At 66.7% G+C, this 26,718-nt stretch carries 25 protein-coding genes; 19 read left to right on the plus strand and 6 right to left on the minus strand.

What is annotated here, in order from left to right; translation table 11 throughout:
• Positions 1 to 40: 40 nt before the first annotated feature.
• Both DW2_RS14880 and rbfA read right to left on the minus strand, forming a co-directional pair.
• Positions 41 to 805, minus strand: a complete 765-nt coding sequence (locus DW2_RS14880) for a phosphodiester glycosidase family protein (protein ID WP_038147864.1) — start codon at positions 803 to 805, stop codon at positions 41 to 43.
• Entirely contained in the window at positions 786 to 1,208 is a 423-nt protein-coding gene (rbfA, locus tag DW2_RS14885; protein WP_038147933.1) for a 30S ribosome-binding factor RbfA, read from the minus strand. The genes DW2_RS14880 and rbfA overlap by 20 nt, the downstream gene beginning before the upstream one ends.
• A 124-nt stretch (positions 1,209 to 1,332) precedes the next feature.
• On the opposite strand from rbfA, the gene dapB reads away from it, so the two are divergent.
• On the plus strand, positions 1,333 to 2,142 hold the full coding sequence (gene dapB, locus DW2_RS14890; RefSeq protein WP_038147865.1) for a 4-hydroxy-tetrahydrodipicolinate reductase: 810 nt from the start codon (positions 1,333 to 1,335) through the stop codon (positions 2,140 to 2,142).
• 96 nt (positions 2,143 to 2,238) lie between these two features.
• Here dapB and DW2_RS14895 read toward each other — a convergent pair whose 3' ends face one another.
• Positions 2,239 to 2,433 (minus strand): DUF1674 domain-containing protein, encoded by a 195-nt coding sequence (locus tag DW2_RS14895; protein WP_038147866.1) that lies wholly within the window; start codon positions 2,431 to 2,433, stop codon positions 2,239 to 2,241.
• An 80-nt stretch (positions 2,434 to 2,513) separates the two neighbouring features.
• Here DW2_RS14895 and DW2_RS14900 point away from each other — a divergent pair, with 80 nt between their 5' ends.
• The 10 genes from DW2_RS14900 (at position 2,514) to DW2_RS14945 (ending at position 15,004) form a co-directional block, all read left to right on the plus strand.
• The gene (locus DW2_RS14900) at positions 2,514 to 3,785 is read left to right on the plus strand and encodes an RsmB/NOP family class I SAM-dependent RNA methyltransferase (RefSeq protein ID WP_038147867.1); all 1,272 of its coding nucleotides are present in this window, start codon (positions 2,514 to 2,516) and stop codon (positions 3,783 to 3,785) included.
• Between the two features lie 86 nt (positions 3,786 to 3,871).
• Positions 3,872 to 5,593, plus strand: coding sequence for a heparinase II/III family protein (locus DW2_RS14905; protein WP_051856143.1), 1,722 nt, complete (start codon positions 3,872 to 3,874; stop codon positions 5,591 to 5,593).
• 66 nt (positions 5,594 to 5,659) lie between these two features.
• Complete coding sequence (gene purH, locus DW2_RS14910; RefSeq protein WP_038147868.1) at positions 5,660 to 7,246, plus strand: bifunctional phosphoribosylaminoimidazolecarboxamide formyltransferase/IMP cyclohydrolase; 1,587 nt, start codon at positions 5,660 to 5,662, stop codon at positions 7,244 to 7,246.
• 83 nt (positions 7,247 to 7,329) lie between these two features.
• On the plus strand, positions 7,330 to 7,809 hold the full coding sequence (lspA, locus tag DW2_RS14915; protein ID WP_038147869.1) for a signal peptidase II: 480 nt from the start codon (positions 7,330 to 7,332) through the stop codon (positions 7,807 to 7,809).
• 71 nt (positions 7,810 to 7,880) lie between these two features.
• Complete coding sequence (locus DW2_RS14920; protein WP_038147870.1) at positions 7,881 to 8,432, plus strand: DUF3035 domain-containing protein; 552 nt, start codon at positions 7,881 to 7,883, stop codon at positions 8,430 to 8,432.
• An 89-nt stretch (positions 8,433 to 8,521) separates the two neighbouring features.
• Positions 8,522 to 9,904, plus strand: a complete 1,383-nt coding sequence (locus tag DW2_RS14925; RefSeq protein WP_420340844.1) for a M16 family metallopeptidase — start codon at positions 8,522 to 8,524, stop codon at positions 9,902 to 9,904.
• A complete protein-coding gene (locus DW2_RS14930; RefSeq protein ID WP_038147871.1) occupies positions 9,901 to 11,226 on the plus strand; it encodes a M16 family metallopeptidase in 1,326 nt (441 codons plus the stop codon). Before DW2_RS14925 ends, DW2_RS14930 begins: the two co-directional genes overlap by 4 nt.
• A gap of 65 nt (positions 11,227 to 11,291) precedes the next feature.
• Positions 11,292 to 13,157, plus strand: coding sequence for a DNA mismatch repair endonuclease MutL (gene mutL, locus DW2_RS14935; RefSeq protein WP_038147872.1), 1,866 nt, complete (start codon positions 11,292 to 11,294; stop codon positions 13,155 to 13,157).
• Positions 13,154 to 14,602, plus strand: coding sequence for a DNA recombination protein RmuC (locus DW2_RS14940; RefSeq protein WP_238321341.1), 1,449 nt, complete (start codon positions 13,154 to 13,156; stop codon positions 14,600 to 14,602). The genes mutL and DW2_RS14940 overlap by 4 nt, the downstream gene beginning before the upstream one ends.
• 57 nt (positions 14,603 to 14,659) lie before the next feature.
• Positions 14,660 to 15,004: a DUF3775 domain-containing protein gene (locus DW2_RS14945; protein ID WP_038147873.1), complete on the plus strand. Its 345-nt coding sequence runs from the start codon at positions 14,660 to 14,662 to the stop codon at positions 15,002 to 15,004.
• Between the two features lie 84 nt (positions 15,005 to 15,088).
• On the opposite strand, the gene DW2_RS14950 is transcribed toward DW2_RS14945, so the two are convergent.
• A complete protein-coding gene (locus tag DW2_RS14950; RefSeq protein WP_038147874.1) occupies positions 15,089 to 15,775 on the minus strand; it encodes a response regulator transcription factor in 687 nt (228 codons plus the stop codon).
• Positions 15,776 to 15,916: 141 nt separating this feature from the next.
• Between DW2_RS14950 and ribA the strand changes: the two genes are divergently transcribed.
• From ribA to DW2_RS14965, 3 genes are all read left to right on the plus strand, one after another.
• Positions 15,917 to 16,993 carry a GTP cyclohydrolase II gene (ribA, locus tag DW2_RS14955; protein WP_038147875.1) on the plus strand — a complete coding sequence of 359 codons (1,077 nt, stop codon included), beginning with the start codon at positions 15,917 to 15,919 and terminating at the stop codon, positions 16,991 to 16,993.
• Complete coding sequence (locus tag DW2_RS14960) at positions 16,993 to 17,511, plus strand: L,D-transpeptidase family protein (RefSeq protein ID WP_038147876.1); 519 nt, start codon at positions 16,993 to 16,995, stop codon at positions 17,509 to 17,511. Before ribA ends, DW2_RS14960 begins: the two co-directional genes overlap by 1 nt.
• A 247-nt stretch (positions 17,512 to 17,758) precedes the next feature.
• Complete coding sequence (locus DW2_RS14965; protein ID WP_038147877.1) at positions 17,759 to 18,493, plus strand: hypothetical protein; 735 nt, start codon at positions 17,759 to 17,761, stop codon at positions 18,491 to 18,493.
• 165 nt (positions 18,494 to 18,658) lie between these two features.
• Here DW2_RS14965 and DW2_RS14970 read toward each other — a convergent pair whose 3' ends face one another.
• On the minus strand, positions 18,659 to 19,318 hold the full coding sequence (locus tag DW2_RS14970; RefSeq protein WP_038147878.1) for a YggS family pyridoxal phosphate-dependent enzyme: 660 nt from the start codon (positions 19,316 to 19,318) through the stop codon (positions 18,659 to 18,661).
• 97 nt (positions 19,319 to 19,415) lie between these two features.
• A complete protein-coding gene (locus tag DW2_RS14975) occupies positions 19,416 to 20,378 on the minus strand; it encodes a porin (protein WP_038147879.1) in 963 nt (320 codons plus the stop codon).
• A gap of 303 nt (positions 20,379 to 20,681) precedes the next feature.
• Between DW2_RS14975 and DW2_RS14980 the strand changes: the two genes are divergently transcribed.
• The 5 genes from DW2_RS14980 (at position 20,682) to DW2_RS15000 (ending at position 26,644) form a co-directional block, all read left to right on the plus strand.
• Positions 20,682 to 21,236 (plus strand): DUF3576 domain-containing protein, encoded by a 555-nt coding sequence (locus DW2_RS14980; protein ID WP_038147880.1) that lies wholly within the window; start codon positions 20,682 to 20,684, stop codon positions 21,234 to 21,236.
• Positions 21,237 to 21,392: 156 nt separating this feature from the next.
• Complete coding sequence (gene leuS / locus DW2_RS14985; protein WP_038147881.1) at positions 21,393 to 23,957, plus strand: leucine--tRNA ligase; 2,565 nt, start codon at positions 21,393 to 21,395, stop codon at positions 23,955 to 23,957.
• Positions 23,944 to 24,438, plus strand: a complete 495-nt coding sequence (lptE, locus tag DW2_RS14990) for an LPS assembly lipoprotein LptE (RefSeq protein WP_038147882.1) — start codon at positions 23,944 to 23,946, stop codon at positions 24,436 to 24,438. Before leuS ends, lptE begins: the two co-directional genes overlap by 14 nt.
• A complete protein-coding gene (holA, locus tag DW2_RS14995) occupies positions 24,435 to 25,457 on the plus strand; it encodes a DNA polymerase III subunit delta (protein WP_038147883.1) in 1,023 nt (340 codons plus the stop codon). The genes lptE and holA overlap by 4 nt, the downstream gene beginning before the upstream one ends.
• Positions 25,454 to 26,644 (plus strand): TIGR03862 family flavoprotein, encoded by a 1,191-nt coding sequence (locus tag DW2_RS15000; RefSeq protein ID WP_081875012.1) that lies wholly within the window; start codon positions 25,454 to 25,456, stop codon positions 26,642 to 26,644. Before holA ends, DW2_RS15000 begins: the two co-directional genes overlap by 4 nt.
• Positions 26,645 to 26,718 lie beyond the last annotated feature (74 nt).

Raw genomic sequence — 26,718 nt, forward strand, 5'->3', positions numbered from 1 at the left:
GCCTTCGAGCCGCGCCTGCTAGCCCAAGCGGGCCTCTGCGTCAATTGGCGGGTGCACCCTCCGGCGCGCCGGGCGCGATCAGCGCCACGATCGGCCCCATCGGCAGGCCCAGATCCTCGCGTCCCTGCGACGGCACGGTGAGGCGCGAGACCTTGCCGTCGAAATAGAGCGCGTTGCGCGCGCCAAGCTCGTCGCGAAAGAGCCGCGCGAATGCATGGAAGGTCACGGGCTGATCGGAAATCGCGAACCAGGCCGTCTGCCCGTCCTCGGACACCCCCACCCCGTTTCGGATATGCTTCGACGTGCCGTCGGCGAGGAACTTCGGATGCAGGTCTCCGTCGATCACCAGCATCGGACCCGACTGCGAGGCATAGCGGCACGCAGGCGGATCGGCGGCGAAGGCGCGCGATTCGATCACCGCGAAGGTCTCGCCGATGCAGAAGACCCCGTTGGGCAGCAGCCCGAAATTCCCCGGCCCCTCCGAGGTGACGATCCGGTGTAGTTCCTGTCCGTCCTCGACGAAGAGCCCCACCGGCGCGCGATCGGGGTGATACATCCCCGCATTCATCGCGAAGACGAGATGCTCACCTGCGGGCACGAGTTCACTCAGCCGCTCCGGCGTGCCGATCAGATTGCCGTCGGGATCGTTGAGATACATCCGCAGATCGGCCCCGGCCGCCACCTCGCAGACCGTATAGCCCGCGCCGTCGAAGCTCAGGTCCCGGCAGGGCGCCTGCGCGAAGGCGGGCGCCGCGAACAGGGTCAGAAGCCCCGCGCAGGATATCTCAGTCCAGATCCTCGTCATCGTCCTCGCGCGCGGCAATGTCGCGCTGCACCGTTTCGTCGGAGAACAGCCGCCGTGTCTCGTCGAGACGGTCATAGGTCTCGTCGAGGCGGAAGCGCAGGTCGGGCACGTATTTCGAGGTCATTTCCTTGCCGAGAAGCCGGCGCAACTCGCCCTTGTTGCGCGCGAGCGCCGCGATCAGCTCCTCGCCATGCTCGCCGCCCAGCGGCGTGACATAGGCCGTCGCCACCTTGAGATCGGGCGAGCAGCGCACCTCGCCCACCGTGACCGAGATCCGGTTGAGATCGGGATCATGCACCTCGGCGCGCGTCAGGAGGTCCGCCAGCGTGCGGCGGATCAGCTCGCCCATGCGGAGCTGACGGTTCGAGGGGCCGGAGCCCGAAGAGAAGCGGTTCTTTGCCATGGCGCTCACATAGGGCTTCGGCGCCCGGCGCGCAACGGGGCGTTTCGTTTCCCGCATGCGCAGGGGGCTTTGCCAACTGGGGCCGCTCAGGCTAGATAGCGCCAAAATACGAAGGAGAGACCAGATGAGCGATCTGCCGGGCATCGTGATCACCGGGGCGTCGGGCCGGATGGGCCAGATGCTGATCCGCACCGTGAGCGACAGCGACAAGGCCCGCCTGGCGGGCGCGGTCGAACGCTCGGGCCATGAATGGGTCGGCCAGGATCTCGGCACAGCGATGGGCGGCGCCCCGAACGGCGTGATCGTGACCGACGATCCGCTCGAGGCCTTCTCCGGCGCCCAGGCGGTGATCGACTTCACCGCGCCGGCCGCGACGGTCGAATTCGCGAGGCTCGCCGCGCAGGCCCGCCTCACCCATGTGATCGGCACCACCGGCATGAGCGACGAGCATATCGCCGCGCTCAAGCCCTGCGCGCGCCATGCCGTGATCGTGCGGGCGGGCAATATGAGCCTCGGGGTGAACCTGCTGACCCAGCTGACCCGGAAGGTCGCCGCCGCGCTCGACGCGGACTGGGATATCGAGGTGATCGAGGCGCATCACAACAAGAAGGTCGATGCGCCCTCGGGCACCGCGCTGATGCTCGGCGAGGCGGCCGCGGAAGGCCGCGGGATCGACCTCGAGCAGAACCGCGAATCCGGCCGCGACGGGATCACCGGCGCACGCCAGCGCGGCGCGATCGGCTTCTCCGCGATCCGCGGCGGCGACATCGTGGGCGAGCACGACGTGCTCTTCGCGGGCCTGGGCGAGCGGATCGTCCTGCGCCACGTCGCCACCGACCGCGCGATCTTCGCCCGCGGCGCGCTCAAGGCCGCGCTCTGGGGGCAGGACAAGGCGCCCGGCGAATATGACATGATCGACGTGCTCGGGCTCTGATCCCGGGCCCTCTTCCTCTTGATCGAAATATCCCGGGGGTGAGCCCGGCACGGGCGAGGGGGCGGCGCCCCCTTCCCGGTCGATCCGCCGCGCGGCTCAGAAATCGATCGCGATGCCCTTTTTCTCCCAGTCGCCATAGCGCACGGGTTCGGGGCCGTCGCGGCCACCCAGCTCGCTCGGCAGGTCGAGGGCCTTGGCCTTCCTGCGGCGCTCCTCGGCCTCGGCCAGCGCGCGGATCGCCTCGGGTGGCAGCTCGCGGGTCTCTTCGGGCTTTTCGGACTGATCGGACATCGGTCGCTCTTCCTTGTCTGGGGATCGGGGCATGATATAGGCCGCAGCCAGACCCGCAACAAGCCGAAGGGGCGCAGCCCATGTCCAGACCCGATACCGCGCGCCGCGCAGCCCTTGGCCTGATCATCGGCGTTCTCGAGGACCGCGAGAGCCTCGCCGAGCAGATCGCCGCCGAGGCGCTCGACGGGCTGGAGCCTTCCCAGCGCGCCCGCGCCCAGCGCCTCGCCACCACCACGCTGCGCCACATGGCCCGTGCCGACCGCATCCTCAAGCCGCATCTGCGCCGCCGCACGCCGCCCGATGTCATGGCGCTGTTGCGGCTGGCGACGGTCGAACTGCTCGAAGAAGGCCAAGCGCCGCACGGGGTCGTCGATGCCGCGGTGACGCTGGTGAAATCCGCAGGCCCCAGGGTGCGCAGCTTCGCGGGACTGGTGAATGCGGTGCTGCGCAAGGTGGCCGAGGAGGGCGCGCGATGGGCCGAGACCCCCGCCCCCGAGATGCCGGGCTGGCTGCGCGGCCGGGTGATGTCGGCCTTCGGCAAGAAGGCTGCCCAGGCGATGGAGGCGGCGCATCTCGCGGGCGCGCCGCTCGATCTGAGCGTGAAGGCGGACCCGGCCGACTGGGCGGAGCGGCTCGGGGCCACGCTTCTGCCCACCGGCTCGCTGCGCCTCTCAGATCCGGGCAAGGTCTCGGATCTGCCGGGCTTCGAGGCGGGCGCATGGTGGGTGCAGGACGCCGCCGCGGCGCTTCCCGCGAAGCTGCTCGCCCCCGCGCCCGGCGCCCGCGTGCTCGACCTCTGCGCGGCACCGGGCGGCAAGACGCTGCAACTGGCCGCGGCCGGCGCCGACGTCACCGCGCTCGACATTTCCGAGACGCGCCTCGAGCGGCTCGCGGAAAATCTCGACCGGACCGGACTCTCGGCGGAGATCGTCGCGGCCGACGCGCTGGAATGGGAGCCCGATGCGCCTTTCGACGCGATCCTGCTCGACGCGCCCTGCTCGGCCACCGGCACGATCCGCCGCCATCCCGACCTGCCCTTCATCAAGGACGGCGCCTCGATCAAGCCGCTCTTCGCCTTGCAGGAACAGCTTCTCGACCGCGCTCTGGGCTGGCTCAAGCCCGGCGGCACCCTGGTCTACGCGACCTGCTCGGTGCTGCCCGAGGAGGGCGAGGCGCAGATCAAGGCTGCGCTCGAACGCCACGCGGATCTCACCGTGATCCGTCCCGACCTGGAGGGGATCGAACCCGGCTGGATCACCGCGGAAGGCGGCTTGCGCCTGCGCCCCGACTACTGGCCCGAGCGCGGCGGCATGGACGGGTTCTACATGGCGCGGCTGCAACGCTCCGGCTGAACCCGCATCCGGGCCGGTGACAGGCACCGCGGCCATGGCTAACCTCGTCCCATTCCCCGGCAGAAGGGTGGTTCGAGCGACAGGGTATGGGCAGGGACATTTCCGGATCGACCGCGCGGCTTGGCACCGCGCTCAACCGGCTCGCGGCGGCGCGGGCTGGACGTTCGCGTCCGGCGACGGGTTTCGTCAGCCAGCCGGAGCCGCGCACCATCGGCTCCTTCGCCAAGGGGCGCCAGCTCATTCAGGGCAATTTCCTTTTCGCGGGTTTCCTGATCCAGGGGCCCGGCGTGGCGATCTGGGATCTGCCGATGCCCGATCCCGCCTTCGAGGAGGCGTTGCAAGGCTGCGGCTGGCTCGATGATCTCGCCGCACTGAGCGATCGCGAGGCCCGGTTGCGCGCGCAGGACTGGGTCTTCGGCTGGATCGACCGCTTCGGCGCAGGTCACGGGCCGGGCTGGACCCCGGACCTGACCGGACGGCGCGTGATCCGCTGGATCAACCATGCGATCCTCTTGCTCAACGGCCGCGACCGCGCGGATTCGGACCGGTTCTTCCGCGCGCTCGGCCAGCAGACGATCTTCCTGTCGAAACGCTGGGCCAGCGCCGCACCGGGCCTGCCGCGCTTCGAGGCGTTGACCGGGTTGATCTTTGCCGGGCTCGCCCTGACCGGGATGGAGCGCTATGCCGAGCCTGCGATCTCCGCGCTGATGGGCGAATGCGCGCGGCAGGTGGACTCCGAGGGCGGCATCGCGACGCGCAACCCCGAGGAACTGCTCGAGGTTCTCACCCTGCTCACCTGGGCCGCGGAGGCGCTTCAGATCGCAGGCCGCACGCCTCCCGCGCCGCTTCTCGAGGCGATCGCGCGGATCGCGCCCACCCTGCGCAGCCTGCGCCACACCGATGGCGGTCTGGCCCGGTTCCATGGCGGCGGCGGCGGCAAGGAAGGGCATCTCGACGCCGCCCTCTCGGCGACCGGCATTCGGGGCGTGCGGCGTGAACCGGTGGCGATGGGCTTCGTGCGGATGCAGGGCGGACGCAGCTCGCTCATCATCGACGCGGCCCGGCCGCCGCGCGGCGCGGCCTCGGCCAATGCCCATGCCTCGACGCTGGCCTTCGAACTTACCTCGGGCCGCAGGCCGATGATCGTCAATTGCGGCTCGGGCGCACAGTTCGGGCGCGACTGGCACCGCGCGGGCCGGGCGACGGCGAGCCATTCGACGCTCTCGATCCACGGCTATTCCTCTTCGCGGCTCGGCCCGGAACGGCTCTTCGGCCGCGCCCCGCGCGCCTTTCTCGACAAGACGCCGCCCAATGTCTGGATCCGGCCCGATGACAGCTCGGAGACGGGAATGATCTTCGGCCATGACGGCTATGCTGAAACCCACGGCATGACCCATATCCGAGAACTCGATCTCAGCGTGGACGGGCGCGAGCTGCGCGGGCGCGACACGCTCGGCGCGATGACGACCGGCGATATCGCCCGGTTCAACCAGATCTTCGAACATGAAGGCCTGCGCGGCATCCCCTTCGACATCCGCTTCCATCTCCATCCCGATTGCGACGCGACGCTCGACATGGGCGGCCACGCGGTCTCGGTCGCGCTGCGCTCGGGCGAGATCTGGGTCTTCCGCCATGACGGGGTCGCCGATCTGGCGCTCGAACCCTCGGTCTATCTCGAAAAGGGACGCATCCGGCCGCGGCCGAGCCTCCAGATCGTGCTTTCGAGCCGGGTTCTCGATCGCATGTGCCAGATTGGCTGGACCTTTTCGCAAGCACGCGATAACCCCACGGCCATCCACGCGCCCTGACCTTGGGGCAGATCCCGAGGCCGAAGCAGGGCGCCCCCTGACACGTGTCTTGCAAGGAGCTGCCCCTTGACCCGTCCGATCCCCCTCACCCGTGCGCTGATTTCCGTTTCCGACAAGACCGGTCTGGTCGAATTCGCCCAGTCGCTCGCGGCGCGCGGCGTCGAACTGCTCTCGACCGGGGGCACCGCGAAGACGCTGCGCGAGGCGGGGCTGAGCGTGCGCGACGTCGCCGACGTGACGGGCTTTCCGGAAATGATGGACGGCCGGGTGAAGACGCTGCACCCGAAAGTGCATGGCGGTCTTCTGGCGCTGCGCGACAACCAGGAGCACCTCGCCGCGATGGAAGCCCACCAGATCGAGGCGATCGACCTGCTGGTGGTGAACCTCTACCCGTTCGAGGAAACCGTGGCGAAGGGGGCCGACTACGCCGATTGCATCGAGAATATCGATATCGGCGGGCCGGCGATGATCCGCGCGGCGGCCAAGAACCATTCCTTCGTCGCGACCGTTGTCGATGTCGAGGATTACGACGCGGTTCTGGCCGAGCTGGACGCGAATGACGGCGCGACCTCCTACCCGTTCCGCCAGCGCCTCGCCCAGATCGCCTATGCGCGCACCGCCGCCTATGACGCGGCCGTCTCGACCTGGATGGCGGGGGCCATCGGCGAAGAGGCGCCGCGCCGCCGCGCCTTCGCGGGTCAACTCGCGCAAACCCTGCGCTATGGCGAGAACCCGCACCAGCAGGCCGCCTTCTACCTCGACGGCACCAACCGTCCGGGCGTGGCGACCGCCAAGCAGCTTCAGGGCAAGGAACTGAGCTACAACAACATCAACGACACCGATGCCGCGTTCGAACTGGTCTCGGAATTCGGCACCGAGAAACCGGCCGTCGCGATCATCAAGCACGCCAACCCCTGCGGCGTGGCGACCGGCGAGACCGTGATCGAGGCCTATAAACGCGCCTTCGATTGCGACCGCACCTCGGCCTTCGGCGGCATCATCGCACTGAACCAGACCCTCGACGCAGCCACCGCCGAAGAGATCACCAAGATCTTTTCCGAAGTCATCATCGCGCCCGCCGTGGACGAGGCGGCGAAAGAGGTCATCGCGAAGAAGAAGAACGTCCGCCTGCTGGAAACCGGCGGCCTGCCCGACACCACCGCGCCGATCACCACCTATCGTCAGGTCGCGGGCGGCTTCCTCGTGCAGGACAAGGACAATGGCGTGATAACCCTCGACGATCTGAAGGTCGTGACCGAGCGTCAGCCGAGTGAGCAGGAGCTGAAAGACCTTCTGTTCGCGTGGAAAGTCGCCAAGCACGTCAAGTCGAACGCGATCATCTACGTCAAGGACGGCGCGACCGTCGGCGTGGGCGCGGGCCAGATGAGCCGCGTCGATTCGACCCGGATCGCCGCGCGCAAGGCCGAGGACATGATGGACGCCTGCGGTCTGGCCGAGACCCCGACCAAGGAGTCCGTCGTGGCCTCGGATGCGTTCTTCCCCTTCGCCGACGGCCTGATCACCGCGGCCGAGGCGGGCGCGACCGCGATCATCCAGCCCGGCGGCTCGATGCGCGATCAGGAAGTGATCGACGCGGCCAACGAGCGCGGCCTCGCGATGGTCTTCACCGGAATGCGCCATTTCCGCCACTGATCTGACGGGCTGAGCGCAGAGCCCGGCAATCGCCGGGCATCGCGTGGCCCGCGGGAACGAAACGCGAGAGGAGCGTCGGACGAATGCGTCTTGCAGCGAAAGTGGCGGCGGGAGTTCTGCTCCTCGATCAGGCCACGAAATACATCGTGGTGCAGAAGATGGAGCTCGCCCGGCTTGGCGCGATCGAGGTCCTTCCGCCGTTCCTCAATTTCCGCATGGCCTGGAACCGGGGCGTCAATTTCGGCCTGTTTTCCGGCGAGACCGACGTGACCCGCTGGGTGTTGATCGCCGTCGCCTTCCTGATTTCGGGCTGGGTCTGGTTCTGGATCGCGCGCGAGCCGCATGGACGCGCGGTTCACATCTCCGCGGGTCTGCTGGTGGGCGGCGCCCTGGGGAATGTGGTGGACCGGCTCGTCTACGGGGCCGTCGCCGATTTCCTCAACATGTCGCTGCCCGGCTGGCAGAACCCGTTTTCGTTCAACGTGGCCGATGTGGCGATCTTCCTCGGCGCGGTGGGGCTTGCCCTCTTTACCGGCAGGGACCATCGGCGGGAGCGCGAATGACACGGTTTTCGCTGGTGACGCCGCCGCTTTGTTGCGCTAAGACGGGGGCGGAACAGGCAAGGGGGTTGTCCATGCAGGCTCGGATCGGCACGCTCGGAATCGCGTTCGCTGCGGTTTTGACGCTGGCGGCCTGCGGCAATGGCCGTGAGCCGCAGCTGATGAATCTGCGCTCCTCCCATCAGGGGCCTGACGAATTCAGCGTCCTGCCGACCAAGCCCCTCGAGATGCCCAAGGACCTGGCTTCGCTGCCCACGCCCACGCCGGGCGGCAAGAATCTGACCGATCCCACGCCCAAGGCCGATGCCGTGGCCGCGCTCGGCGGCAATCCGCGCCGCCTCGACGAAACCGGGCAGGTCCCGGCCGCGGACGGGGCGCTTCTGGCCGCGGCCAGCCGCTACGGCACCCAGCCGGGTATCCGCCAGACCCTCGCGGCCGAGGATTACCAGTGGCGCAAGGATCACGACGGGCGCCTGCTCGAGCGGGCACTGCAGGTCTCGGTCTATTATAAGGCCTACAAGCCGATGGAGCTCGACCAGTCCGCCGAGCTTGAGCGCTGGCGTCGTCTCGGCGTCGTGACGCCCGGAGCACCGCCCTCCGGCGCCGCCCAGAAAGCCGTGAAGTAATCCACCCCATCACGAGAGCGTCACAGAGCTTTGCGCTCGGCGCGCGAATGCTTATTTTGTGCGCAACCGTATCTTGGAGGAGTTGGGCAGTGCGCGCGTTTCTTTTGGCCTTGCTGATGCTGGTGGGTCTGACCCCCGCATTCGCGGGGAATGTCTCCACTTTCGAACTCGCGAACGGCCTGAAAGGCGTCGTGATCGAGGATCACCGCGCCCCGGTCGTGGTGCACATGGTCTGGTACAAGGTCGGCTCTGCGGACGAGAAGCGCGGCAAGTCCGGCATCGCCCATTACCTCGAGCACCTGATGTTCAAGGGCACCAAGACGATGGCACCGGGCGAGCTGTCGAAGGTCGTCGCCGCCAATGGCGGCTCGGACAACGCCTTCACCAGCTACGACTACACCGCCTATTTCCAGCGCATCGCCGCCGACCGCCTGCCGCTCGTGATGAAGATGGAAGCGGACCGGATGCGCAATCTCCAGATCTCGCCCGACGATGCGAAGACGGAATTGCAGGTGATCCTCGAAGAACGCGCGCAGCGCACCGATTCCAACCCTTCCTCGCTGTTCACCGAGCAGGAGCGCGCCGCGCAGTTCCTCAACTCCCCGTATGGCACGCCGGTGATCGGCTGGCGCAAGGAGATGGAAGGGCTGACCCGTCAGGACGCGCTCGACTGGTACCATGAATATTACGCGCCCAATAACGCGGTCCTCGTGGTTGCGGGTGACGTGAAGCCCGAAGAGGTGAAGGCGCTGGCCGAGAAATATTACGGAGTGCTCAAGCCGACCGAGGGCCTCGCGCCGCGGATGCGCCCGCAAGAGCCCCCGCAACGCGCCGCGCGCCACATCACCTTCAAGGACGACCGGATCGCCCAGCCCTATCTGGTGCGCTCCTATCTCGCGCCCGAACGCAATCCCGGGGACCAGAAACGGGCCGCGGCGCTGACCGTGCTCGCCGAAATCCTCGGCGGCAATCAGGCGACCTCGGTGCTCGGCCGCAAGCTGATCTACGGCAACGGGACCGCGATCTACGCCTCGAGCTACTATGACGGGATGTCGATCGACCCGACGACCTTCAACATCTCGGTGATGCCCGCGAAGGATGTGGGCCTCCCCGAAGCGGAAAAGGCGCTCGACGCGGCGATCCAGCAGTTCCTCAAGGATGGGATCGACCCCGAACAGTTCGCCCGGATCAAGACCCAGGTGAAGGCCGCCGAGGTCTATTCGCGCGACAACACCCAGGGGCTCGCGCGCCGCTACGGTGAGGCGCTGGCCTCGGGCTTCTCGGTGAAGGACGTGGAGAGCTGGCCCGACGTTCTGATGTCGGTCAGTGAGGAGGACGTGATGTCCGCCGCCCGCGATCTCTTCAAGCCCGAGGATTCGGTGACCGGCTATGCCGAGCGCACCGCCGATGCGGTCGGCCCCGTCACCGCGCCCGCAGCACCGCCTTCGACCGCGCAGGAGGTCACCCAATGATCCATACCCGTTTCGCCCTGGGCACGCGGCTGATGCTCGCGACGCTCTTCGCACTCGTGCTCGCATTGCCTGCCCGCGCGATCGAGATCCAGGAAGTCACCTCGCCGGGCGGGATCAAGGCGTGGCTCGTCGAGAATCACGACATTCCCTTCACCGCGCTCGACATCGCTTTCAAGGGCGGGGCGAGCCTCGACGCGCCCGGCAAGCGCGGGGCGATCAACCTGATGACCGCGACGCTCGAAGAGGGCGCGGGCTCGATGACCAGCCAGCAATTCGCGGAAGGGCAGGAAGCCCTCGGCGCGCAGTTCAGCTTCGATGTGGGCGACGATTCGCTCGATGTCTCGGCGCAGATGCTCTCCGACAATCGCGACAAGGCGGTCGATCTGTTGCGTCAGGCGCTGATCCATCCGCGCTTCGACCAGAGCGCGATCGACCGGGTGCGCGCTCAGGTCCTGTCGATCATCGCCTCGGACAAGACCGACCCGAATTCCATCGCCGCCGAGACCTTCCGCAAGATCGCCTATGGCGATCACCCCTATGGCAGCTCGCTCAACGGCACCGCCGAGAGCGTGAAGGGCCTCACGCAGGAAGACCTGTTCGCGGCGAAGGACCGGGTGATGAGCCGCGATCACATGGTCGTCTCGGCGGTGGGCGACATCACGCCCGAGGAACTCGGGCCGATGCTCGACAAGCTGCTGGGTGACTTGCCGGCGAAAGGCGCTCCGATGCCGGCTCCGGTCACGCCGAAGCTGTCCGGCGGGGTCACGACGGTCGATCTCGACAGCCCGCAATCGGTGGTGATCTTCGGCCAGAAGGGCATCGCGATGAGCGATCCCGACTTCTTCCCCGCCTTCGTGCTCAACCAGATCCTCGGCGCGGGCGGCTTCTCGTCGCGGCTGATGGACGAGGTGCGCGAGAAGCGCGGGCTGACCTATGGCATCGCCTCCTATCTCGTCGACAAGGACCTCGCCAAGACATGGCAGGGCAGCTTCGCCTCGGCCAACGAGAAGGTCGCGCAGGCGATCTCGGTGGTGAAGGAGCAATGGCAGAAGGCAGCTACCGGGCAGGTCACCGACAAGGAGTTGCAGGACGCCAAGACCTACCTCACCGGCGCCTATCCGCTGCGCTTCGACGGCAATGGCCGGATCGCCGGGATCCTGACCGGAATGCAGCTCAACGGCATGCCGCGCAGCTATATCGACACCCGCAACGACAAGGTGAACGCCGTCACCAAGGCGGATATCGAGCGCGTCGCCAAGCGCATTCTCGACCCGAAGGACCTGACCTTCGTCGTGGTGGGCCGCCCCGTCGGGCTGAATTGATTTTGCTGGGGATAGCTTGCGCGAATCTGTTGGGTTGACCCATTCGCCATGCTATCCCTTGTGGAATGAACCAACACCACCGCAATATAGGCGCGAACGAACGCCCCGTCATTCGCCAGCTTGACGACGCCGCCGCGAACCGGATCGCGGCGGGTGAAGTTGTCGAGCGGCCGTCTTCCGCGGTGAAGGAACTGGTGGAGAATGCGCTCGATGCCGGGGCATCCCGGATCGAGGTCGATTACGCCGATGGCGGCAAGACCCTGATCCGGGTCCGCGACGACGGCTACGGGATGACGGCCGAGGATCTGCCGCTGGCGCTCTCGCGCCATGCGACCTCGAAGATCGACGGCTCGGACCTCCTCAACATCCACACCTTCGGCTTTCGCGGCGAGGCGCTGCCCTCTCTGGGCGCGGTCGGGCGGCTCACCATCACCTCGCGGGCGCAGGGCTTTGACGCCGCGCAGATCACCGTCGCGGGCGGCCAGATCGGCCCGGTGAAGCCCGCCGCCCTCAATCGCGGCACCGTGGTCGAACTGCGCGACCTGTTCTTCGCGACACCCGCGCGGCTGAAATTCATGCGCTCCGACCGGGCCGAGGCGCAGGCGATCGCCGATGTGCTCAAGCGGCTGGCGATGGCGGAGCCCTTCGTCAGCTTCACCCTCACCGATGTCTCGAACGGCAAATCGCGCGAGATCTTTCGCGCCGATGCCGAACAGGGCGAGCTTTTCGACGCGCTCTCGGCCCGGCTGGGCCGGGTGATCGGGCGGGCCTTCGCCGACAATTCCGTGCGCATCGAGGCCGAGCGCGAGGAGATCCGCCTGACCGGGTATGCGGCGCTGCCCACCTATTCGCGCGGCGCAGCGGTCGAGCAGTTCCTCTTCGTCAACGGCCGACCGGTGCGCGACAAGCAGCTGATCGGCGCGCTGCGGGCCGCCTACATGGATTTCCTCAGCCGCGAGCGCCACCCCGCCGCCTGTCTCTTCATCACCTGCGAACCCGAGCGCGTGGACGTGAACGTGCACCCCGCCAAGGCCGAGGTGCGGTTCCGTGAGGCGGGCACGGTGCGCGGGCTGATCGTCACCGGGCTGCGTCATGCGCTCGCGCAAGCGGGGCATCGGGCCTCCTCGACCGTGGCGGAGGCGACGCTGGGCGCGATGCGCCCCGAGCCGGGCCCGGAGCAACCGCCGCGCATCTACCAGATGGACCGGCCGAGCCTCGGGGCCCTGCGCTCGTCCTACTCGGCGCAGGCGCCAACCAGCCCGCCGATCTTCGAGGAGCCTGCCCCGCGCTTCGACTATGCACCTTCGGCCCGTGCCGAAGCCCCGGCCCCGGCGGAACCCGGGCTGACCGAAAAGCCGCTCGGCGCCGCCCGCGCGCAGGTGCATGAGAATTACATCATCGCGCAGACGGAGACCGGGATCGTGATCGTCGATCAGCACGCCGCCCATGAGCGTCTGGTCTACGAGAAGCTGAAGACGCAGATGTCCGAGAACGGCGTCGCGGCGCAGGCACTTCTGATCCCCGAGATCGTGGAACTTTCGGCAGGCGACGCGACGCTGCTGCTCGATCATGCCGAGGCCCTCTCGCGGCTGGGCCTGACGATCGAACCCTTCGGCGGCTCGGCCATCGCGGTGCGCGAGACCCCGGCCGTGCTGGGCGAGATCAATGCCGAGGCGCTGTTGCGCGACGTGCTCGACGAGCTTTCCGACCTGGGCGACAGCCAGCTCGTGCAGGCGCGGATCGAGGCGGTACTCAGCCGCATGGCCTGTCACGGCTCGATCCGTTCCGGCCGCCAGATGCGCGCCGACGAGATGAACGCGCTCCTGCGTCAGATGGAGGCCACGCCCCATTCGGGCCAGTGCAACCACGGCCGTCCCACCTATGTGGAACTGAAACTGAGCGATATCGAAAGGCTCTTCGGGCGCACATGATCCAGATCGGCGACATCACCCTCAATCTGAGCGACCCGCTGGTGCAGATGCTGCTGGGCGCGGGCGTTCTGATGCTCGCATTCGCGGGCCTCTGGCTTGCCGTGCGGCGGCGGCTGGCTGAGGCACGCGAGGACCTGGCCGAAGCGGCGCCCTACCGCGAGGAGGCGCAGAACCTGCGCGAGGCGCTGGCGGCCTCGGAGGCGGCGGCCGAGCGACTGCACGAGGTCGAGGAAGAACTGTCGCGCGCGCGCTCTCAACGCGATGCCGAATACCGCGCGCGGGTGGAGAAGAGCGAGGAGCTCAACAGCCTGCGGCGCGAGCATCAGGCCCGGCTCGAAGAGTTGCGCGGGATGAAGAAGGAGATCGAGGATCGGTTCTCCTCGGTGGCCTCGGGTGTGCTGCAGAAGAACTCGGAGACCTTCCTCAGCCTCGTCTCCGAGCGTTTCAAGGCGCATGAGAAAACCGCGCAGGAAGAGCTTGAACGCCGCCGCGAGGCGATCGAGCATCTGGTCAAGCCGCTCAACCTCAAGCTCAACGAGTTCGGCGAGCAGATCCAGCTGATCGAGAAGGCCCGCAACGAGGCCTATGGCGCGATTCACAGCCAGGTGCGGTCGCTGGCCGAGGGGCAGGCCCATCTCGGGCAGGAGACCCGCAAGCTGGTGCAGGCATTGCGCGCGCCCAAGACCCGTGGCCGGTGGGGCGAGATGCAGCTGCGTCAGGTCTTCGAGATGGCCGGCATGAGCGAGAATGTCGATTTCCATCTCGAGCATCACATGACGACCGACGAGGGCGCGCGCCGCCCCGACGCGATCGTCCATATCCCCGGCGGCAAGAGCATCGTCATCGACGCGAAGACCCCACTCGAGGCCTATCTCGACGCGCTCGAGGCCGAGACCCCCGAACAGCAGACCGCGGCCCTTGCCCGTCATGCCCAGCATGTGCGCCAGCACGTGAAGACGCTCGCGTCGAAATCCTATCAGGCGCAACTGGCCGAGACCCCCGATTTCGTCGTGATGTTCATCCCCGGCGAAACCTTCGTCGCGGCCGCCGCCGAGGCCGATCCCGGGCTCATCGAATACGCCTTCCAGAACAAGGTGCTGATCGCGAGCCCGACCACGCTGATGGCGCTGGTGAAGGCGATCGCCTATGGCTGGCAGCAGGAGAAGATGGCCAAGAACGCGGTCGAGGTGCAGAAGACCGCGCACGAGCTCTACGAACGCCTCAAGACCTTCGGCGGCCACATGGACAGCGTCGGTCGCGCCCTCACCCGCTCGGTCGAGAGCTACAACAAGGCGGTGGGCTCGCTCGAGAGCCGCGTCCTGCCCTCGGCCCGCAAATTCGAGGCGATGGGTGTGGTCGCCGACGAGGGCAAGCTCGACACGCCCTCGCTCGTCGACAGCCACCCGCGCGCCCTCTCGGCGCCGGCCCTTACCGAAGAAGAGTGATCACGGCTCTTGCGCAGGCCTCGCGCCGCGGCGAAACTGTCCCAAAGGGAGGGAAACATGCTCACCATCAGCCCGGCCAAGATCGCCCATGTCATCATCCGCGCGCGGAAGTTCGACGCCGACGTGCCCGGCTCCGGTCAGGCACGAGAGCTGCGCGCCTTCATCGCCGCGCTCAACGAGGATGAGAAAGCCGCCCTGACCGCCGTGATGTGGATCGGGCGCGACACGTTCGACCCCTCCGAACTGGAAGAGGCGATCGCGACCGCCAGGGCCGAAGCGACCGCCCCCACCGAAGACTACCTGTTGGGAATCCCGATGCTTTCCGATCATCTCGAGGATGGCCTCAACGCGCTCGGCATCTCGCTGGAGGAAGCCGAGGAAGACATCTACCCCTCGGTCTGATCACCGCTCCGCCGGAATGACAAAGGCGGCCCCCGGGGGGCCGCCTCTTCTCGCGTATCGAAGCTCCCGACACGGAGCGCGGGATCAGGCGACCAGCCGATAACCGCCCGATTCGGTCACGAGCAGACGCGCGTTCGAGGGATCGGGCTCGATCTTCTGGCGCAGGCGGTAGATATGCGTCTCGAGCGTGTGGGTCGTCACCCCCGCATTGTAGCCCCAGACCTCATGCAGCAGCACGTCGCGCGGCACCACGCCATCGGTGGCGCGGTAGAGGAACTTGAGGATGTTGGTTTCCTTCTCGGTCAGGCGGACCTTCTTGTCCTTGTCGTCCACCAGCATCTTCATCGCCGGCTTGAACGTGTACGGGCCGAGCTGGAAGACGGCATCCTCAGATTGTTCATGCGTGCGCAGCTGGGCGCGAAGGCGGGCCAGAAGGACCGGGAACTTGAAGGGCTTCGTGACGTAGTCATTCGCGCCCGAGTCGAGCCCGAGGATCGTATCGGCATCGGTGTCATGCCCCGTCAGCATGATGATCGGACATTTGACGCCCTGCTTGCGCAGCTTCTTGCACAGTTCGCGCCCGTCGGTATCGGGCAGGCCCACATCGAGCACCACCAGATCGTAAAGCGCCGATTTCGCCTTATCCACGGCCTCATGGCCATTGCCGGCTTCGTGGACGTCGAAATCATCCGTCGCGATCAGCTGCTCGGCCAGCGCCTCGCGCAGGTCCGCATCGTCATCGACGAGAAGAATTTTTTTCAATGCCGCCATTTCCTTGCCTCCACTTGCATTTTCCGCATAGCTGTTGCGCGCTGGCGGACATGGCAAGGGAAGTGAAACCTAGCTCACGCGGACGTGTCAAATAGCGGCGAGATATTTCAATTTGTTACAAGCAGGACTATCTGGAACGCCATGAACGGCGACTTCACCCTCGGGCCGAGCCCGGCCGAACGACTCAATCGCGCCCGCGCCGATATGCGCATGGGGCTGCCGGTTCTGATCTCCGATCACCTCGTCGCCGCGGTCGAGACCCTGAGCCCGGAGCGTCTCGCGGCGCTGCGCGCGCTCGGACCGCTGACCCTGTGCCTCACCGCGCGGCGGGCAGGCACGCTCAAGGCGCGGGTCTATGACGCGGATGTCGCCCGGATCCGGATGCCCGACGATGCCGACCTGCTCTGGCTCCGGGCGCTGGCCGATCCCGCCGACGATCTGCGGGTGCCGATGAAGGGCCCGCTCGAGGCGCTGCGCGGCGGCGATGCCGATCTCGCACGGGCGGGGATCAGGCTCGCGAAATCGGCGCAGCTCCTGCCGGCGGCGCTGATGGTCGCCGCCCCCGATCCCGCGCCTGACGGGCTCACGCGTGTCGCCGCGCGCGAGGCGCTCGAGGCGGCCGACATTCCGCAGGCCTTCACCCCCGTCTCCGCGGCCCGCGTGCCGATGCGCGCGGCAGAAGCCGGGCGGCTCCATATCTTCCGGCCCGACGACGGCGCAGAGGAGCATTACGCGATCGAGATCGGCCAGCGCGACCGCTCGAAACCGGTTCTCGCCCGGCTTCACTCGGCCTGTTTCACCGGCGATGTGCTCGGATCGCTCAAATGCGATTGCGGCCCCCAGCTCGACGCCGCGCTGACCCTGATGGGGCATGAGGGCGCGGGCATCCTGCTCTATCTCAACCAGGAGGGGCGCGGCATCGGCCTGGCCAACAAGATGCGCGCCTACAGCCTGCAGGATCAGGGCTTCGACACGGTCGAGGCCAATCACCGGCTCGGCTTCGAGGATGACGAACGCGATTTCCGGATCGGCGCGGCGCTGTTGCGCAAGCTCGGCTTCTCCCGGGTTCGGCTGCTCACGAACAATCCCGCCAAGGTCGCGATGCTCGAGGCGAACGGAATCGCGGTGACCGAGCGGGTGCCCCTCAAGGTCGGCATGAGCCGCCATAACGAGGCCTACCTCGCCACCAAGGCCGCGAAATCGGGGCATATCCTGTGATGCGGCTCACGCCCAGGGGGCTTCTCTTCCGCGGCCGCCGCTTCCCGGTCGAGATCGGCCGCGGCGGCATCACGACGAACAAGCGCGAAGGGGACGGTGCGACGCCCGCCGGGTGCCTTCATGTCCTGCGCATGCTCTACCGCGCCGATCGTCTGCCCGCCCCGCAGCCCTGGGCCGAGCCCATCGGCCCGCGCGATCTCTGGTGCGACGCCCCCGATCACCGCGACTACAACCAGCGCGTCGCGGCGCCCTTCACCGCCTCGCACGAGACCCTGCGCCGCGCCGATCCGCTCTATGACATCGTGCTGGTCACCGATTGGAATTACCCGATCGCCACGCCGGGCCGGGGCTCCGCGATCTTCCTGCATCAACGGCGCCGCCAGACCTGCCCCACCGCCGGCTGCCTCGCCTTCCGCCGCGATCACCTGATCTGGATCGCCGAACGCATCGCGCCCGGAGAAGCCCTGGTGATCCCGGAGCTCTCGGTTGCGAGAAAATTCCCGGGGTCTGGGGAATAAGCTATTCATCGAGTGCGCCGATACCGTGCGCGGCAGGGAGCCTCGGATTGAACAGCGCGTGCCCGTGGAACGCGCGACCGGAATGAGGTTAACCTTCGCAATGCGATTATGCGAGCGGCGATAAACCTCAGAGCATTGCACAAGCGTGGAACCCCTCCTTCCCGACGCGCCGAGCTTGGCGTCGAAGGATTAACCTCACGATAGAAAATGGTTCTCTGCCCCGTAACACCGAGGGAAAAGACAGACCATGCGCAAAAAGCCAGGGCGACTCAGACGATTTCTTTCTTTGAATCAGCACCGGAAGCGGTGGGGCGCAAAGGCATTTTCGTCCGGCTCCACGAACTGGGCAGCGTTGAAGGAAACAATCATCGACGCGGGGGATCCGATTCAAACCCGAGGATCACACAAGGCGATCGAACGTCACCTCGAGAGTCTGCGCAGAGAATTTTCCGGTCAGTCCGAATTGCTGCTCCGCCACGCCGAACTCATCGTATTGATCAGGCGGGCATATGACCTTCGCACCAGCTATGCTCAGTTTCGCGATCTCTGGTTCAAGGAAGGGGATTTCCTCCGCGAGAAGCTCAACATCCGCTGGCTGGTTTCTGCGACCGATACCTTCGCCGATCACGATCCTGACATGGCGATCCGTGCGGTCGCGATGTTGACCTCTTCCCTCGCCATCACGATCATGATGTCGGAAAGTGAACGATATCTGACCCATGCGAACGAGGCCATCATCGACCAGGCGCGGGTGGAATATCTGCAGCACAACCTTGTCCCGTTGTTCGAAGGCCTGTCCGGTTTCACCGTTGGCACCGACGACACTCTGCGCAACATGGTCTGGCGCATGGAGCCGTTCATGAAAGTCGAACCCGTCGGGCCGATCTTGCGAGAGGTGTGGGAGCGTTTCCAGAACGAGGACACCGTCTTCGCACGCTTCCGGGCTCTGCACGTTCGCGACAGGACCAGTTGGTGGTCTTGAACATGCAGGACATGCGAGGCGGGAGCGCGCAGGCGGGCTGAGGCCGACGCCCCGCCCTGAGCTGGTCGCGCCCATCTCGCGACGGAAAACCTTCGGGCCAAACTGACCTGACTCAGCCCTCAATGCCCACCGCTGACGGCAACAGCGGGAAGCTCGAAGGCGTGGTTAGCTCCCCGAATAGTCCCGCGCGCCGAAGATTGCCGATCCGACGCGCACATGGGTCGCGCCCGCCGCGATCGCGGCCTCGAAATCCGAACTCATCCCCATCGACAGCCCGTCGAGCCCGTTGCGCGCGGCCATCTCGGCGAGCGTCGCGAAATGGGGAGCCGGATCCTCGGCCTCGGGCGGGATGCACATCAGGCCCACAACCGGCAGATCCATCGCGCGTGTATCGGCAACGAAAGCGTCGAGATCCTCGGGCAGAACCCCCGCCTTCTGCGGCTCACGCCCCGTATTGACCTGAATGAAAAGATCGGGCGAGGCCCCGCGCGCCTGTGCCAGAGACCCGAGCTTCTTCGCCAGCGACGGCCGGTCGAGCGTGTGGATCGCCTCGAAGAGCTCCACCGCGAGCTTGGCCTTGTTCGATTGCAGCGGCCCGATCATGTGGACTTCGCAACCGGGAAATTCCTCGCGCCAGGCGGGCCATTTGCCCTGCGCTTCCTGCACGTAATTCTCGCCGAACAGCCGATGGCCTTCGCGCAGAACCGCCTCGACACGTTCGGCCGGCTGCACTTTCGACACCGCGATCAGCTTCACCGAACCGGGTGCCCGCCCGGCCTGTCTCTCGGCCTCGGCGATCCGCTCTCGAATATCCCTGAGTCCCATCATGCCCTCCTTTGGCGGGGGACAAGAAACACCGGCGCGGCGAAAAAGAAAAGAGCGGGCGCAAGGCCCGCTCTTCCCGTCGTTCTGTCCCGAAGGATTAGAACGAGAACTTGATGCCGAGGTCGGCCTGGGTGTCGGTGCCAGCGATGTCGCTGTCAGCCACACCACCGACGACCGAGGCGCCGCCGCCCAGATCGTAAGCAGCGCCGATACCGTAGGCGGTGCCGTTGGTGCCGTCGGTGGCTTCCGCGTAGTTCACGTAGCCGTTGACGGTGGTCGCGCCGAAGACCGACGAAACGCCGATGCCGTAGGCTTTGTCGAGGTTGTTGCCGCCGCTGCCGTCAGCGTAGTAGGCTTTCACAGCGGTGTTGCCGAAGGTCGCGGTGCCGACGATCTCGCCCTGTTTCCAGTTCTGACCGGTGGTCACGTCGACGATTTCGTAGCCGGCGCCGATGGTGTAGTCGCCCATCGTGTAAGCCGCGGCCAGAGCGTACTCTTGGTTGTCCGAGGTCGAGACAGCTTTGCCGTCCGAAGCCGAAGCCGCCACCGAGAACGCACCGAAGGTGCCGGTGTAGAGCAGGTTCGGGCCGGTGTTGGCCGTCGAACCCACGACGCTGCCGCCGTTGTCGCCGGTCAGGTACGGGATTTCGTTGGCACCCATGTTGTTGCGCGAAGCACCAACCGAGAGACCCGAGATGTTGCCGAGGCCAGCGCCGTCGAGGTCGGTGTAGCCGACTTCAGCCAGATCGCCGAACAGAGCTTCCGAAGCGCCCACAACGTCGCCCATCGACACTTTGCCGAACGCGCCCGAGATGTAGACCGAAGCCGAGGTGCCCGAGGTGGCGTTGGTAGCCTGATCAGCGCGGACCGAACCGCCGAACTCGAGGCCACCGTCGGTCTGACCCGACATGGTGAACTTGGCGCGGATGCGGCTGTTGAAGTTCCAGTCGGAACCGTTGTACATCACACCCATACGGCCGTCGCCGCCAACCGAAACCTCAGCGGCAGCAACGCCAGCCGAGAGCACGAGAGCGGTCGTCGCGAAGAGAACCTTTTTCATCGTTTTCCCTCATTGTCTTACAGATAACCCCCAACTCAGGGAGATCCGAATTGGGTATGCGGTTCTTTTCCCCTCACACCCGCGGCATTGCAACTCAAAGCGCCTCCCCCTCCGGAATAGCCCCTGCGATGGTGCAGACTTGCCACAGTCCTTTGTGACAGCCTCCGCAAATGAACTTCGATGTCTCAAAGGCTTCGCGCGCGGTCGCCCGGGGCGAGATCCGGAAAAACCTTGTGGGCCATGGGGGCATCGGCTAGAGAAAAGGCAAGTTTGAAGGACGCAAGCCGACGGGGGCAGCTTCGCATGACCACCAGACATCTTTTGACGAGCACCGCCGTTCTGGGCCTCTGCCTTACTCTCGCGGGATGCGGGAACGGCACCTCCAGCGGCAGACTTTTCTCCTGGGGCGGCGCGACGGCGGCGAATGCAAACCAGCAAAATGCCAATCAACTCAGCCATGTGGCAGGGGAGAACACGGCCGTCATCGACCGGAACACCCCGGCGGTCCGGAAGAAATCGACCCTTTGGGATCTGTTCAGCGGCAACGGCGATCCGAACATCACCGTCGAGGTGAACAAGTATCTCTGGCAGGCCTCGCTCGACGTGCTCGACTTCCTGCCGATCCAGGAGGTCGATCCCTTCTCCGGCGTCATCGTGACCGGCTACGGCACCCCGCCGGGCGGTGGCCGCGCCTATCGCGCGACGGTCTATGTCACCGATCCCGCGCTCGATGCGCGCTCGCTCAAGGTCTCGCTGCGCACGCGTTCGGGCGCCGTCTCCGCCGATACGCAGCGCGCCGTGGAGGATGCGATTCTCACCCGTGCGCGCGAATTGCGAATCCGCGATTCCAAGCTCTGATCCGATCGCGTCCGCGCGATATTCCAGATGCGTCGATCCCCGCCCGAGCCTGCCTCCGGCGGGGATATTTATGTCCCGATGACAGCGGCGGCTGGACCTTGGCCCCGTGCCCAGTGTAGCAAGCACGCGCAGAATTCGACGTGATGGGGGCCTGACATGGCACGCTACGAACCGAGCCAGAGCGAGACGAAATGGCAAGAGGCCTGGAACGAGGCCGATCTCTTCGCCGCGCGCCGCGATCCGACCAAGCCGAAATACTACGTGCTCGAGATGTTCCCCTACCCTTCGGGCCGCATCCACATGGGCCATGTGCGCAACTACACGATGGGCGACGTGGTCGCGCGCTACAAGATGGCCAAGGGCTTCTCGGTGCTGCATCCGATGGGCTGGGACGCCTTCGGGATGCCCGCCGAGAACGCCGCGATGGAACAGGGCGGCCACCCCAAGGACTGGACCTACGGCAATATCGCCGTGATGAAGGACCAGATGAAGCCGCTGGGCCTGTCGATCGACTGGTCGCGCGAATTCGCCACCTGCGATCCCGACTATTACGGCCAGCAGCAGGCGATGTTCATCGACATGCTCGAGGCAGGTCTGGTTTATCGCAAGAACGCGGTGGTGAACTGGGACCCGGTCGACATGACCGTGCTGGCCAATGAACAGGTGATCGACGGCAAGGGCTGGCGCTCGGGCGCCGAGGTCGAACGGCGCGAGCTGACGCAATGGTTCTTCAAGATCTCGGATTACGCCGAGGAGCTGCTCGAGGCGCTCGACAATCTGAAGGACTGGCCCGAGAAGGTGCGCCTGATGCAGGCCAACTGGATCGGCAAGTCGCGCGGGCTGCAATTCGCGTTCTCGACGGTGGACGCGCCCGAGGGCTTCGACCGTCTCGAGGTCTACACGACGCGGCCCGACACGCTGATGGGCGCAAGCTTCGCCGCGATCTCGCCCGATCATCCGCTGGCCAAGCATCTCGAGCGCCACGATCCCAAGATCGCGGAATTCGTTGCGCAATGCCGGGCGGGCGGGACCACCGAAGAGGCGATCGAAACCGCCGAGAAGCTGGGCATGGATACCGGGATTCGGGTCCGCCACCCGCTCGACACCGAGTGGGAACTCCCAGTCTATATCGCCAACTTCATCCTGATGGATTACGGCACCGGCGCGATTTTCGGCTGTCCGGCCCATGACGCGCGCGATTTCGAATTCGCGACGAAATACGGATTGCCGATCACGCCGGTCTTCGAGCCGCTCGAGGGCGAGTACCCGGAGGGCGAATATGTCCCGCTGAAATCCGAGAAGGTCCGTTATGTCCGCGGTTTCGCGGGCGACGAGATCCAGACCGGCGAAGAGGGTGTCGCCACAGCCATCGCGTTCTGCGAAGAAAACGGCATCGGCCAGGGCGTGACCAAGTTCCGCCTGCGCGACTGGGGCCTGTCGCGCCAGCGCTACTGGGGCTGCCCGATCCCGGTCGTGCATTGCGAGAGCTGCGGTGTCGTTCCCGAGAAGAAGGAGAACCTTCCGGTCGAGCTGCCCTATGACGAGGGCGGCAAGCCGATCGATTTCGGGGTTCCCGGCAACCCGCTCGACCGCCATCCGACCTGGCGCGACTGCGCCTGCCCGAAATGCGGCGCGCCCGCCAAGCGCGAAACCGACACGATGGATACCTTCGTCGATTCGAGCTGGTATTATGCGCGGTTCACCTCGCCCCATGCGGCGACGCCGACCGAGGCGGCCGAGGCCGAATACTGGATGAATGTCGATCAGTATATCGGCGGCATCGAGCACGCGATCCTGCACCTGCTCTATTCGCGCTTCTTCGCGCGCGCGATGCACAAGACCGGCCACCTTCCCCCGAAGGCGATCGAGCCCTTCAACGCGCTCTTCACGCAAGGGATGGTGACGCACGAGATCTACCTGACCCGTGACGCGAAGAACCGCCCCGTCTATCACCTCCCCGAAGAGGTGGACCGCGAGGCCGGAACGCTGCGCGCGACCGGTGAGAAGGTGGAGATCATCCCCTCGGCGAAGATGTCGAAATCGAAGAAGAACGTCGTCGATCCGATGAACATCATCGCCGAGTTCGGCGCCGATACCGCCCGCTTCTTCGTGATGTCCGACAGCCCGCCCGAGCGCGACGTGGAATGGACCGCCGCCGGCGCCGAGGCGACCGCGAAATTCCTCGCCCGCGTTCATCGCATCGCGGACGAGATCGCCACCTCGGACGCGCCCGCGAACGAGGCCGAGGATCTTGCGCTGATGAAGGCCACCCACAAGGCGGTGGACGAGCTCACGAAATCGATCGAGGGCTTCGCCTTCAACAAGGCGGTGGCCACGCTCTACGGTCTGACCAATACGCTGTCGAAATCGAAGGCCGGGACGGACGCCAAGCGCGACGCGATGAAGCTGATGGCACAGCTGATGGCGCCGATGGTGCCGCATCTGGCCGAGGAAGTCTGGTCGATGCTGGGCGGCGATGGGTTCGTGATCGCGGCCCCCTGGCCCGAGGCCGATCCCGCCCTGCTGGTCGAGGATTCGGTGACCCTGCCGATCCAGATCAACGGCAAGCGCCGCGCCGAGATCTCGGTGCCCAAGGACATGCCGAAGGAAGAGGTTGAAAAGCTGGTTCTCGCGGACGAAGCTGTCGTCAAGGCGTTGGCCGGTGGCCAGCCCAAGAAGCTGATCGTTGTGCCGGGGCGAATCGTCAATGTGGTCATCTGACCGGAGAACCTTCCTGCGTCTCGCGGGCGTCTTTGCGCTCGCGGGCTGCGGTTTCACCCCCGCCTACGGCCCGCAGGGCGGCGCGGCCAAGCTGCTCGGCGGGGTCGAACCCGACGCGCCCGAAACCCGCGACGCCTTCGAACTGGTTCAGCACCTCAAGGCCCGGCTCGGCCCCGCCGATCCGCAGCGCTACCGCCTGAGCTACACGATCTCGACCGAGGCGATCGGCGAGGGTATCGCGCCCGACAACTCCACGACCCGCTACCAGCTCAACGGCCAGATCGATTACACCCTGCGCGATGCGGCAAGCGACGCCGTGCTGCTGACGGGGCGGGTGAACTCCTTCACCTCCTGGTCCGCGACCGGCACGGTTCTGGCCTCCGATGCCGCCCGCGAAGACGCGCATCGCCGGCTGATGCGGATCCTCGGTGACCAGATCGTCACCCGCTTGCTGGCCCAAGCCTCGAGCCTGCCTCAATGAAACTGACCGGCGTCGCAGCGACTCGCTATTTCGCCAAACCCGAACCCGAGCGCACCGGCCTGCTGATCTTCGGGATGGATGCCATGCGCGTGGCCCTGCGCCGCCAGGAGGTGATCGCCGCGCTGATCGGACCGCAGGGCGAGGAAGAGATGCGCCTGAGCCGCATCGCGGGGGCCGATCTGCGCAAATCCCCCTCGCTTCTGCTCGATGCGATCAAGGAGGTCGGCTTCTTCCCCGGCCCGCGCGTGGCCTTTCTCGAGGACGCGACCGATGCGGTGGCCGATGCGGTCGCGACCGCGCTCTCCGAATGGCGCGAGGGCGATGCGCAGATCGTGGTCACCGCCGGGTCGCTCACCGCGAAATCGAAGCTGCGCAAGGCCTTCGAGAGTCACAAGAACGCCTATTGCATCGGGATCTATGACGATCCGCCCTCGCGCGAGGAGATCGAGGACATTCTGCGCCGCGCCGGTCTGCGCGATATCTCGGCAGAGGCGATGACCGATCTCGTGGCGCTCTCGCGCGCGCTCGATCCGGGCGATTTCCGCCAGACGGTCGAGAAGATCGCGCTCTACAAGTTTGGCGACGACAGCGCGCTGAGCCCCGCGGATGTCGCCGCCTGCGCGCCCTCCTCGGTCGAGGCGGGCGTCGATGACGTGCTCGCCATCGTGGCCGAGGGCCGCGCCCCCGAGCTTGGCCCGGTGATGCGGCGGCTCGAGAGCCAGGGCGTGCAGCCCGTGCAACTCGCCATCGCCGCGATGCGCCATTTCCGTGCGCTTCACGCGGCCGCCTCGGACCCGCAGGGCCCCGGCTCCGGCATCGCGCGCATCCGCCCCCCCGTCTTCGGCCCGCGCCGCGACCGGATGCAGCGGCAGGCGCAAAGCTGGGGCATGTACAAGCTCGAGACCGCGTTGAAGGAACTGGTCGAGGCCGATCTGACCCTGCGCTCGGCGAGCCGCGCCCCGCAGATGGCGGTGATGGAGCGCGCGCTGATGCGGCTCGCGATGCTGGCACGGCGGTGACGAAGGCGGTGAAAGAGGCGCTCGTCATCGGCGGCGGCCCGGCCGGAATGATCGCCGCCGAGGAACTCGCCCGCGCAGGCCTCTCCGTCACGCTGGCCGAGGCGAAACCGACGCTCGCGCGCAAATTCCTGATGGCGGGCAAGTCCGGGCTGAACCTGACCAAGGACGAGCCGATCGAGGCGTTTCTCGCCCGTTATTCGCACCCCCAGATCGCCGGGATCACCCGCGCCTTCGGCCCCGACGCGGCGATGGAGTTCGCCCGCGGCCTCGGTGTCGCGCTTTTCACCGGCTCCACCGGCCGCGTCTTCCCGGTCGAGATGAAAGCCTCGCCGATGCTGCGGGCCTGGACGAAACGGCTCGCCGATCTCGGCGTCACGATCCGCACGCGCTGGCGCTGGCAAGGGTTCGAAGGAGATGGCTTCGTCTTCGACACACCAGACGGTCGGCGGATCCTCGCACCCGATGTCACGGTCCTCGCCTTGGGTGGCGCGAGCTGGCCGCGCCTGGGCTCGGATGCCGCGTGGGTACCATGGCTCACCGCGAAAGGCGTCACCATCGCCCCGTTCCAGCCCTCCAACATGGGCTTCGCGATCGACTGGTCAGCCCATATGACCGACCTCCTCGGCCAGCCGGTGAAGGGCGCGGCGCTCATCACGCCCACCCGCCGCACCCGCGGCGAATTTGTGATCTCGGCGCGCGGGATCGAAGGCGGCGGCATCTACGAGATCGCGTCCGAACTGCGCGACGGCGCCTCCCTCGCGCTCGACCTCGTCCCCGATCTCTCGCTCGAGGATCTCGCCGGACGTCTCGCCCGCATTCCACCGAAACAGAGCCTGAAGAACCGACTGCGCAAGGGGGCCCGACTCGACCCGGTCAAGCTCGCCCTCGCTCTCGAATGGGGCCGCCCCCTGCCCGCCGAACCGCACGAGCTCGCCGCGCGGATCAAGGCGCTGCCGGTCCCGCTCGGCCCGCCGCGCCCGCTCGAGGAAGCGATTTCCAGCGCCGGGGGGATCGCCTGGGACAGCCTCTCGGACGAGCTCCAGCTCACCGCGCTCCCCGGCGTCTTCGCGGCGGGGGAGATGCTCGACTGGGAGGCGCCCACGGGCGGCTATCTCCTCACGGCCTGCCTCGCCTCGGGACGCCATGCCGGCCAAGCCGCCGCGAAAAGGCTGCTCTCTTCCTCTTGATCGAAATATCCCGGGGGAGTCTGTCGAAAGGCAGACGGGGGCAGCGCCCCCTCTTTGGGCGTTCGTTGTCGCCG

The sequence above is a fragment of the Thioclava atlantica genome (assembly GCF_000737065.1).
GTDB lineage: Bacteria > Pseudomonadota > Alphaproteobacteria > Rhodobacterales > Rhodobacteraceae > Thioclava > Thioclava atlantica.